A 9,917-nucleotide genomic window follows, 5' to 3' on the forward strand; every position below is an offset into this window, starting at 1 on the left:
CGACCCACAGCATCAGCGCGAGCCCCGGCACCACCCGCCACACCACCGCCGGCGAGGGTGGCCATCCGCCGTGCCGCGGCGCGGACGGCGATCCGCCGCGGCTCGACGACCAGTACCCGACCCGGGACGTGGTCTGCGAGCGCGAGCGGGACAATCGTCGTCTTGCCCGTGCCGGGCGGGGCCACCAGCACCGCGGCCCCGCCGGCGGAGCGCGACCCGTGCTCGTCACCACCGGTCAGCGCGGCGACGAGCGCCGGCAGAGTGGACCGGACGGGCAGGTCCGCCCCGGCGACCGTGAGGTCGGGCAACATGCGCCCAGTGTCCTCGGATCAACGCGGCTGAGGGCGGCGCGGCCCCGGGCTGTGGATGACCGTGTGGCGGAAGACCAGGCTGTGGAGAAACGGGCTGCCGAAGCGCGGGCCGCGGCAGACCGGGCGGCAAGCGGGCGGCGAGCGGGCGGTGCCCGCACCGAGGTGCCATCCGTTTCGGTTCTGGGGCCATCCAGCATCTTTCGCGGGGCGGGCGGGTCGGTCAGGCTTGGTGGCATCCCCGTCGGGTGATCGTCGTCGTTCGCCGCCCGGGGCGCCGCCCGGAACAACCCCGAGGGCGTCGCCCACCCGGATCCGGTTCAACGGCGAACGACCGAACCACGCAGTGAAGGGGAACGATGACCGACCTCACTCCGGTTGACCGCGAAACATGGCTCAGCGAGGAGGAACGGCTTTCACCTCGATACCGGATCGACATGCCGGTCCTTCCCTATCAGCGTCGCGCGAGTGAAGGTCCGGACTGTATCGAGGTTTCCCGGGATTCACCGCTCGACCTCCGGCAGGCCGCCGAGATGTTCGGAAACGCGGCCAAGCGGGAATGCGGCTACGATTTTCCGCTCGCCCGGGCGTTGAACTTCGGGGAGCAGCGGGTGTGGCTGCTCTCCGCCCCGCGGGTGAACGCGGTCAGCTTCGTGGCCGCCGGCGCCGTCGCTTTCAAGCTCATGGACGGGGTGTGGGAGCTCAGGTGGATGTACGTCCACCCGTTCGAGCGGGGAAAGCAGGTGATCGACTTCTACTGGCCGAGATTCGTGGCACTGTACGGCGACTTCACCGTTCAGCCGCCGGTCACGGCCACTGCCCAGGCGGTGCTGAACCGCCTGGGCTGGACCGCGCACGGCCCCCGATCCGCGGCATAGACCGGCCGACGGCCTCCCGACCGTGTCCCGACCGCGTTCCGACGGCGGGCCGGCGGTGGGCCGGCGGCGTCAGCTCGCGGGTGGCACCGGGTGGTTGGCCCGGATCACGTCGGCGGGGTCGTAGGCCGCCTTGATCCGGGTCAGCCGACGGTGGACGTCCGCGCCGAACAGCGCCTGCCCCGGCTTGGGACGCTCGGCGAAGTTCAGGTAGCACCCGCCCGTCGACCACGGTGCGAGCGAACGGTGGACGGCATCGACCGCGGCTGTCACCGCGCGGGTCGCCTCCTCGGTCGGGGTCATGCCGGCGGCGAACACCGCGAACGCCGCGTCGATCCCGTCGACGGCCCCGCCCGCCATCGCGCCGGGGCGCAACGCGCCGCCGAGGTGGCGCAGCTCGAGCGACAGCAGAGCCGGCCCGTGCGCGCGGGAGACGTCCACGAACACGTCGATGGCCTGTTCGGGCAGCTCGCCGAGCAGCATCCCGTCGCCGTGCGCGGGGACGGGGCCGGGCGGGTCCATGTGCAGCAGCCCGAACTCACCGACCGGTGTGGGTTGGAACGTGTCCAGCTCGGGCTCGAGGGCGCGCAGCTCGTCGGCCTGCCCCACCGAGAGCTGGCAGGCGGCCTCGACGACGACGTACGAGCGGCCGGACAGATGCGGTGGCAGCTCCGGTAGCGGCGGGAAGTGCAGGATGCGGCCGACGGAGGCGACCTCGTCGGGCACCGACGGCAGCCACTCCCGTCACGCCCGCAGCACCTCCACCGCGCGCTCGGCCGGGAAGAACAGCACTCCCGCGTACACCTGCGTGATCGGGTACAGCCGGAACTCCAGGGCGGTGACGACGCCGAAGCTGCCGCCCCCGCCGCGCAGCGCCCAGAACAGGTCGGGGTCGTGGTCGGGGTCGACCCGGCGGAGCGCGCCGTCGGCGGTGACGACCTCGATCGCGACGACGCTGTTCGCGGCCAGCCCGTGTGAGCGGCCCAGCCAGCTGAGTCCACCGCCGAGTGTGTAGCCGGCGACGCCGACGTCCGGGGCCGATCCGGCGAGCGCGGCGAGGCCGTGCTCACCGGCCGCCGTGGTGACGTCCGCCCACTGCGCGCCCGCCTCCACCCGGGCGAGCCGCGCGCGGGCGTCGATGTGCACGCCGCGCATGGCGGACGTCCGCAGCAGGATCGAGCCGGCCAGGTCGCCCATCGGCCCGGCGTTGTGGCCGGTCGACTGGGCCGCGACGCGCAGGCCGAGCATGCGGGCGATGTTGACCACCATGACGATGTCTCGGACGGAGGCTGCGACGACGACCGCGGTGGGGCGCTGGTCGACGGCGAGGTGCCAGGCCTGCCGGGCGGCGTCCCAGCCGGTGTCGCCGGGGCGCAGCAGGCTGCCGTCGAGGTCGGTGGCGAGCAGGTCGAGTGCGGAGGCGGCGGGAGGCGCGATGGTCATGAGATTTCCTCCAGTGACAGGAGCGCGAAGGACGACGAAAGGCGAAAAGCGAAAAGCGAACGAAGACGATCAGGAGCTGAGCGGGTGGTGATCAGACGGCGGCGGGAGTGCGCAGCGCGACGCCGGCGAGCCGCTCGAGCTGGGAGATCTCGGCCGAGCAGGGGGCGATGACGATCTCGTCGGCGCCGGCGGCGGTGAACTCCTCGACGCGGCGGGCGACGGCGTCCTCGTCGGTGGCGGCGGTGCCGGCGATCCAGCCGGCGAGGTCGGCGCCGAGCCAGGAGTAGTAGTGGCCGATCGCGCCGGCGGCGAGTTCGGGACCGCCTCGCCGAGCGCGGCGTAGAAGACCGCCATGGTGCGCGGCGTCCCGGGTCGGCCCGCCTCCCGCCAGGCGCGGTGCACGGTGTCCACACCGGCGGCGAACTGGTCGGGAGTGCCGACCATCATCGTCCAGCCGCCGCCGTGCCGGGCCGCGCGCGGGCCGGCCAGCGCCGCGTCGCCGCCGATGAGCAGCCGGGGCCCGCCGGGCCGGGCCGGGGCGGGGCCGATGCCCCACTCCCCGTTCCAGATTCCGCGCAGCTCGTCGAGCTGCCGGTCCAGGCGGGCGCCCCGGCTGCGGAACGGGATCTCGCAGGCGGCGAAGTCGTCCGCGCGCACGCCGACGCCGACGCCGAGGGTGAGCCGCCCGCCGCTGGCCCGGTCGATGCTCGCGGCCTGCTTGGCGAGCAGCGCCGTCCGGTGCTGCGGGGCGATGAGGACGTTGGTGACGAGCTCGACGCGGCTGGTCACCGCCGCGGCCATCGCCAGCGCGACCAGCGGGTCGACGCTGTCGTACACGACGCGGTCGATGACGGCGACGGAGTCGAATCCGCATTCCTCGGCGCGGCGCGCCCAGGTCGTCACCGCGTCTCCCGGTGCGCCGGGGACAGCATTGGGAAGGGCGATTCCGAGCTTCATGATGTGCTCCCGCGGTGGGGGTCGCCGTCATCGAGAAGCCTGCCGCCGTTCACCGACCGGACCCATCCCGCGAATCGCGGGACCTCCGCGAGCGCACCTCCCCCGGTTCGATGGCCGGCCTTTCACCGACCCCTACAGATGGGGGGTTGTCGCCCCGCGCCCGCCGACCGCACACTTGCCACGCGGACGCGTCCGGGCGGTGCGCGTGACCAGCGGGGGAAACAGTGCGCGGGTCGACGTCGACAGTCGAGAGCCAGCTGTCATCCCTGGCGGATGTCTGCACGAAAGCCGAGACCTGCGAAGGGCTGTTCGAGGATGTCTCGAACCGGCTTCGCCGGCTGGTGCCCTTCGACGGGGCGGGCTGGTTCGCCACCGACCCGCTGACCGTCCTTGCCACCAGCCCGGTCCGGGTGGAGAACATCGAGAACAGCCGATGCGAGTCGTACTGGGAACGCGAATGCCTCGTCGAGGACGTCCTGCTCTTCCGTGATCTCGCCCGTTCCGAATCGGGCGTCGCGACGCTTTACACGGCGACGGACGACCAGCCCGCCCGCAGCGCCCGGTACCGGGAGTTCATCGCCCCGCAGGGCTACGGCGACGAGCTGCGCGCCGCGTTCCGGTCGGGCGGGAACACCTGGGGCGTCGTCGACCTGTACCGGGACCGGGCCCGGGCCCGGGGCTCGTTCACCGCGACCGAGGTCGAGCTCGTCCGCACGCTCATGCCGGTGATCGCGGCCGCGCTGCGTGCCTTCACCACCGCCGTGCCTACGCGGCCCGCTGCCGCGGGCGCGGCCAGCGGTCCGGGCACCGCACTGTTCGACACGTCGGGGACGCTGCTCTCGCTCGACGAGAACGCCGAGCGGCTGTTCGCCGAGCTCGCCGGCCCGTCCTGGGCGTTGCCCTCGGTGTCGATGACGCCGGTGCTGGCCGTGGTCGCCCGGGCCGCCGCCGTCCACGAGGGCCGCGACCGCGGGCCCGCCGCCGCGCGGCTGCGGGCGGTCTCCGGACGCTGGATCTCGATTCACGCGTCCTGCCTGCGCCAGCCGAACGGCCGGCCCGGCCCCACCGCGCTGACGATCGAGCCGGCGAAGTCGGCGCAGATCGCGCCGATCATCGTCGAGGCGTACTGCCTGACCGTGCGCGAGCAGGAGATCACCCGGGCGGTCGCCCGGGACCTGTCCAACCAGGAGATCGCCGCCGAGCTGTTCCTGTCACCGCACACCGTGCGGGACCATCTCAAGGCGGTCTTCGCCAAGGTGGGCGTCGGCAGCCGCGGTGAGCTCGTCGCGAAGCTGTTCGCCGAGCACTACGGGCCGGCCCTGCACGACCCGGCGGCCGCCATCACGCACGTGCAGTACTGACCGGAGCAGTCCCGACGGCCGCACGACCAATCCGGCGCCGACACCGACACCGCCGCTGCCGCCGACTCCGCCGACTCCGCCGACGACGATCATTCGCGGGACGGCGCTCGTGGTTCCACCACACACGAAAGCGGCCTGGCCGGCACCGCACGGATCACTCGTGCGATGCCGGCCAGGCCGGTCTGTCAGGGTGCGACCCGCGAAAGGCGGGACGCCCTCAGGCTGCGAAGGGCAGCTTCAGCGCCTCGGCGAGGTTGCCGCCCATCACTCGGGCGATGTCCTCCTTGGGCAGGCCCTCGAGCTCGTTCACGTAGGAGACCGGGTCGGACATCCCCTCGGCGTGCGGGTAGTCGGATCCGAAGACGACCCGGTCGACGCCCAGGAGATCGATGAGGCCGCGCGGGTTCTCCTCGTGGAACGGGTGGATCCAGACGTTGCGCTTGAGCACCTTCAGCGGGTCCTCGTCGTACAGCTTCGGGCTGTGCGCGTACGAGGTGCCGACGGCCTCGACGAAGGGACGCACCCACCCGGAGCCGTTCTCGACGGGCAGGATCCGCAGGCTCGGGAACCGCGTGAGGAGTCCGTGCCCGATCAGCGAGGCGACGGTGTCGAAGATGCCCCGGCCCTGGAGGTGCATGATGTCGAGGAAGGCGGACGGCGAGGCGAACGGGAGGTGCTCACCGTCCTGCCGGCCCTCCCACATGTTGTAGTAGCGGGTCAGGCCGTCGTCCGAGGAATGCAGGCCGACGGTGATGTCCGCCTCGACGACCTTCTGCCAGAACGGGTCGAACTCGGGCAGCGCGAACGACCGGAAACCCTCGTAGCCGGGCACGGGAGCCGGCCGGATGAGGATGATCTTCGCACCGCGCTCGAGAATCCACTCGAGTTCCTTGATGGCCTCGCTCACGATCGGCAGCGTGATGACCGGCGTGGCGAAGATGCGGTCCTCGTAGTTGAAGCTCCAGTGCTCGTGCATCCACTGGTTCAGCGCGTGGACGACCACGTGCGTGGCCTTCGGGTCCATGCGGAGCCGGTCCTCGAGCAGGCTCGCCAGCGTCGGCCACATGAGTGCCCGGTCGATGTTCAGCTCGTCCATCAGGGCGAGGCGGGGCTCCGGGGAGAAGAAGGCCTCCGGGGAGCGGATCGGCTTGCCCATCAGCTCCCGGGTCGACTTCCCGTCCGGGTTGCCGTTCTTGAAGTAGTCCTCCCAGGCGCCCGGCCGCGCGACGACGCTGAAGGTCGGGTTCGGGATGTACTCGGAGATCACACCCCTGACCGCGATCTTGTCACGCCCGTTGACCTGCACATACTTGATCAGGCCGGCGTATTCCTCGGGGAGGAACTTCGTGAACGCGTCGGGTGTCTCGTACATGTGGTTGTCGGCGTCGAAGACGGGAAAGTCGACTTTGGTCGCGGGCACGTATTCCTCCGTACTGGCTGGCCGAACCACTCCAGCCGAATGCCACGAGACAGCCGCACGACTCCCCCGGCACGGCATGGGGCCGGGACGTACGACTACCCCCTTACGTCATCACTGACCTGAGGCGAAATTACCACTTATTGATATCGACGTCAATATTGCCTGGATGGCTTGTCCCGGGACGGGTCGCAGCGCCCGCCCGAGTCCAGCTGGGGGGCACCGCCGGCGGCGCGCCGAGATCCAGACCTCAGGCGTCCGGCGGAGCCGAGGGCGGGAACGTGACGGACAGCGGGCAGCGGCTGCGAGCCGTGAGCCGTGAGCCGTGAGCCACGTTGGACAGCGAACAGCCACGGACCGCGAGCTTCCAGGAACAGTGCGAAGCCGTGAACCGCGGCGGGCGGGAGGCGCCGGAACGCCGGGGCCGCGGTCAGACGCCAGGACGCCCGGTCGCGGTCAGGCGCCGCCCGGGCTCGACGGACTCGGCTGGTCGGCCCCCTGGAGCAGGCGGGCCGGGAAACCGCCGCGGCTGATCGGGCTCCAGCCGTCGACGCGCAGCCGCAGCAGCACCTTGCCCTGCCGGACCATCGCCTGGCGGTACTCGTCCCAGTCGGGATGCTCGCCGCTGATGCTGCGGTAGTAGTCGACGAGCTCCTCGACGGCCGCCGGCTGGTCGACGACGGTGATCGTGCCGTCCACCTGCGCCCACTCCCCGTTGAACTCGTCCGACAGCACGAGGAGGGAGGCGCGCTCGTCACGGCGGGCGTTGCGGACCTTGGCCCGCTCCGGGTAGGTCGCGATCACGACGTCGCCGGATCCGGACACGCCCATCGTCACCGGTGACGCCTGCGGTCTGCCGTCCCGGCGGGTGGTCATGAGGATGCCGCGGTGCCGGGGACGGATGAAGTCCAACAGGGCGGCACGGTCGACGACGACGTCTCGCGCGGCGGTCGGACTCACCCGGCCATCGTAAGACCCGGGGGCGGTCCGGGCCGCTGGAGAAGCGCTCGGCCTCATCGCTGCCGCGCGTTCCGAGCGCGGTGCCTGCTCGCTTTTCCGGGCGCCTCCGGGCGGCGCGACCAGGCGTCCAAGCCGCACGGCCACGGGGCCCAAACGGCACGGCGGCGGCGTCCAAGTGGCACGGCGGCGGGGCGCAAGCGGGCGGCGGCGAACGACAAGTGGGGTCCAAGCGGCGGACCGCACGCTCATCCCGTCCCGTTCGACACCGCTCGACCAGACGGAGCCGTCATGTCCTTCACGCCCGACTCCTCGTCCCTGCAGCTGCCGCTGGCCGACCTCGCCGGCAAGATCAGCGGCGATGTCCTGCTGCCCGGCACCGCCGCCTACGCCGCGGCCGCCACCCCGTGGAACGTCGCCGTCGCCGTCTCCCCGGTGGCCGTGGTCGCGGTCGCCGACGCGACCGATGTCGTCACCGCCGTCCGCTTCGCCGACACCCACGACCTGGACGTCATCGTCCAGTCCACCGGCCACGGCGCCCTCGCCCACACCCGGCCGAGCCTGCTCGTCCACACCGGTCGCCTCGACGAGGTCACCATCGACCCGGCCACCCGCCGGGCCCGCGTCGGCGCCGGGGTGCGCTGGCAGCGGGTGCTCGACGCCGCCGCCGAGCACGGCCTCGGCGCGCTCGCCGGATCCGCGCCGCACGTGGGCGTCGTCGGGTACCTGACCGGCGGCGGCCTGTCGCCGGTCGCGCGGACCTTCGGCTTCGGAAGCGATCTCGTCACCGCCTTCGACGTCGTCACCGGGGACGGCGAGCCGCGCCGGGCCACCGCCACGGAGAACGCGGCGCTGTTCTGGGCGCTGCGCGGCGGGAAGGGCGCGCTCGGCGTGGTCACCGCCGTCGAGTTCGAACTGCTGGACGTCGACCGGATCTACGGCGGCTGCCTCTACTTCGACGGCGCGGACGCCGACCGGGTCCTGTCGGCGTGGAAGACGTGGTCGGCGGGGCTGCCGGAGCAGGCGTCGACGTCCATCGCGATCATGCGGCTGCCGGCGATGCCGGCGGTGCCCCCGCCGCTGGCGGGCCGGTGCACCGTCGCGGTCCGCTACGCCTGGGTCGGGGACCCGGCCGACGGCGAGCGGGCGATCGACCCGATCCGCGGCCTCGCGCCGGCGATCTTCGGCGGGCTCGGCGTCATGCCGTTCACCGCGCTCGGGATGATCCACGCCGACCCGGTCGACCCGATGCCCGTCCACGAGCGGTCGGTGCTGCTGCGGGAGCTGCCGGACGCCGCGGTGCGCACCCTGCTCGCGCTGACCGGGCCGGCCGCCGACTGCCCGCAGGTGTTCGTCGAGCTGCGGCTGCTCGGCGGCGCGCTGGCCCGCGAGCCCCGGGAGTCGAGCGCCGTCTGCCACCGGGAAGCGGCTTACTCCTTGCTGACCATCGGCATCGCCGCCCCGCCGATCGTCGAGGCCACAGCCGGGCACGCCGCCGCGGTGATGGACGCGGTGCAGCCGTGGTCCGGTGGAATCTCCGCGCCGAACTTCGGCTCGACCACGGACCCGGTGCTCGTCGCGCTCAAGTACGACATGGCCGCGCTGGCCCGCCTCGCCACGCTCACCGCCAGCTACGACCCGCGCGCGCGGATGGCCGCCTCACACCCGGTGCGGGCCGCCGCCGGTCTGGTGCAGTCGCGGGCGCGGTCCTGATCCCGCATCCCGCGAGCCAGTACCGCGAAGACGGCATCATGAGGGGCGTGCCGTACTACCGCCTGTTCGGGTCGATCGAGGTCGTCCGGGACGGCCGGCCGGTCCAGCTCGGCGGCCCCAAGCAGCGGGCGGTGCTGGCCGCCCTGCTCCTCGACGCCGGCCGGGTGGTCTCCGTCGACCGCCTGGCCGGCGCCGTGTGGGGCGACGAGCATCCGCCGAGCATGCTCTCCAGCCTGCACGCGCACATCTCCAACCTGCGGCGGCTGCTGCGCGACGACGAGCGGGCCACCTCACCGATCGTCCGCCGCACCCCGGGCTATCTGGCGGACGTCCCCCCGGACGACCTGGACCTGCGGCTGTTCGAGCGGGAGTGCGACCAGGCCCAGGCCGCCGCCGACGCCGGGGACTGGCCGGACGCGGTGGCGGCCGCCGACCGGGCGGCGACGCTGCGCCGGGGCCCGCTGCTCGCCGAGTTCGGCGACGAGCCGTGGGTGCGCGGCGTGGCGAACGCGGTCGACGAGCGGTGGGCGCAGTGCGAGCGGAGCGCGGTCGTCGGCCTGCTCGGCTCCGGGCGGATCACCGCCGCGGTGCTGCGCTCCCGCCAGCTGGTGCACGACGCCCCGCTGGCGGAACGCGCCTGCCACCTGCACATGATCGTGCTCTACCGGGCGGGGCGCGCGGCCGAGGCTCTCGACGCCTTCCGCGACCACGCCCGGCGGCTGGCCGACGAGCTCGGCCTGGAGGCCAGCCCGGCGCTGCGCGACCTGCAGGGCGCCATCCTGCGCCAAGACCCGGCGCTGGATTCCTGGCCAGCCTCCCCCCGCACCGCCGGCCGAGCCACTCCCACCACCCCGGCAGCTCCCACCGGCCCAGCCAACACTTCCAC

9 protein-coding genes and 1 pseudogene are annotated in these 9,917 nt (G+C 72.9%); 4 read left to right on the forward strand and 6 right to left on the reverse strand.

The window, feature by feature from the left end:
• Positions 1–311, reverse strand: a pseudogene (locus tag FMEAI12_RS29315) (ATP-dependent helicase HrpB); the annotation flags it as partial.
• A 530-nt stretch (positions 312–841) separates the two neighbouring features.
• On the opposite strand from FMEAI12_RS29315, the gene FMEAI12_RS29320 reads away from it, so the two are divergent.
• Positions 842–1,186: a hypothetical protein gene (locus tag FMEAI12_RS29320; protein ID WP_131802367.1), complete on the forward strand. Its 345-nt coding sequence runs from the start codon at positions 842–844 to the stop codon at positions 1,184–1,186.
• A gap of 69 nt (positions 1,187–1,255) precedes the next feature.
• Here FMEAI12_RS29320 and FMEAI12_RS37410 read toward each other — a convergent pair whose 3' ends face one another.
• The 3 genes from FMEAI12_RS37410 to FMEAI12_RS29330 all read right to left on the reverse strand — a co-directional run bounded on the left by FMEAI12_RS37410 (position 1,256) and on the right by FMEAI12_RS29330 (position 3,583).
• The gene (locus tag FMEAI12_RS37410) at positions 1,256–1,909 is read right to left on the reverse strand and encodes a BBE domain-containing protein (protein WP_200835456.1); all 654 of its coding nucleotides are present in this window, start codon (positions 1,907–1,909) and stop codon (positions 1,256–1,258) included.
• Positions 1,910–1,927: 18 nt separating this feature from the next.
• Positions 1,928–2,626 carry an FAD-binding oxidoreductase gene (locus FMEAI12_RS37415; RefSeq protein WP_200835457.1) on the reverse strand — a complete coding sequence of 233 codons (699 nt, stop codon included), beginning with the start codon at positions 2,624–2,626 and terminating at the stop codon, positions 1,928–1,930.
• Positions 2,627–2,695: 69 nt separating this feature from the next.
• The gene (locus FMEAI12_RS29330; protein WP_112108592.1) at positions 2,696–3,583 is read right to left on the reverse strand and encodes an LLM class flavin-dependent oxidoreductase; all 888 of its coding nucleotides are present in this window, start codon (positions 3,581–3,583) and stop codon (positions 2,696–2,698) included.
• 224 nt (positions 3,584–3,807) lie between these two features.
• Here FMEAI12_RS29330 and FMEAI12_RS29335 point away from each other — a divergent pair, with 224 nt between their 5' ends.
• Complete coding sequence (locus tag FMEAI12_RS29335) at positions 3,808–4,944, forward strand: helix-turn-helix transcriptional regulator (RefSeq protein WP_112108593.1); 1,137 nt, start codon at positions 3,808–3,810, stop codon at positions 4,942–4,944.
• Positions 4,945–5,161: 217 nt separating this feature from the next.
• On the opposite strand, the gene FMEAI12_RS29340 is transcribed toward FMEAI12_RS29335, so the two are convergent.
• Together FMEAI12_RS29340 and FMEAI12_RS29345 are read right to left on the reverse strand one after the other, a co-directional pair.
• Positions 5,162–6,364, reverse strand: a complete 1,203-nt coding sequence (locus FMEAI12_RS29340; protein ID WP_071064907.1) for an amidohydrolase family protein — start codon at positions 6,362–6,364, stop codon at positions 5,162–5,164.
• Positions 6,365–6,817: 453 nt separating this feature from the next.
• Positions 6,818–7,321, reverse strand: coding sequence for a PPOX class F420-dependent oxidoreductase (locus FMEAI12_RS29345; protein ID WP_071064908.1), 504 nt, complete (start codon positions 7,319–7,321; stop codon positions 6,818–6,820).
• 288 nt (positions 7,322–7,609) lie between these two features.
• On the opposite strand from FMEAI12_RS29345, the gene FMEAI12_RS29350 reads away from it, so the two are divergent.
• Both FMEAI12_RS29350 and FMEAI12_RS29355 read left to right on the forward strand, forming a co-directional pair.
• Positions 7,610–9,031 (forward strand): FAD-binding oxidoreductase, encoded by a 1,422-nt coding sequence (locus FMEAI12_RS29350; RefSeq protein WP_112108594.1) that lies wholly within the window; start codon positions 7,610–7,612, stop codon positions 9,029–9,031.
• Positions 9,032–9,069: 38 nt separating this feature from the next.
• On the forward strand, positions 9,070–9,917 hold an 848-nt coding region (locus FMEAI12_RS29355; protein ID WP_200835458.1), incomplete at its 3' end, for a BTAD domain-containing putative transcriptional regulator.

This window comes from Parafrankia sp. Ea1.12 (genome assembly GCF_900465275.1).
GTDB lineage: Bacteria > Actinomycetota > Actinomycetes > Frankiales > Frankiaceae > Parafrankia > Parafrankia soli.

Excerpts from the sequence above, each read along its gene's own strand:
- FMEAI12_RS29330 (WP_112108592.1), bottom strand. The coding sequence starts at position 3,583 with ATGAAGCTCGGAATCGCCCTTCCCAATGCTGTCCCCGGCGCACCGGGA.
- FMEAI12_RS37415 (WP_200835457.1), bottom strand. The coding sequence starts at position 2,626 with ATGACCATCGCGCCTCCCGCCGCCTCCGCACTCGACCTGCTCGCCACC.
- FMEAI12_RS29350 (WP_112108594.1), top strand. The coding sequence starts at position 7,610 with ATGTCCTTCACGCCCGACTCCTCGTCCCTGCAGCTGCCGCTGGCCGAC.
- FMEAI12_RS29320 (WP_131802367.1), top strand. The coding sequence starts at position 842 with ATGTTCGGAAACGCGGCCAAGCGGGAATGCGGCTACGATTTTCCGCTC.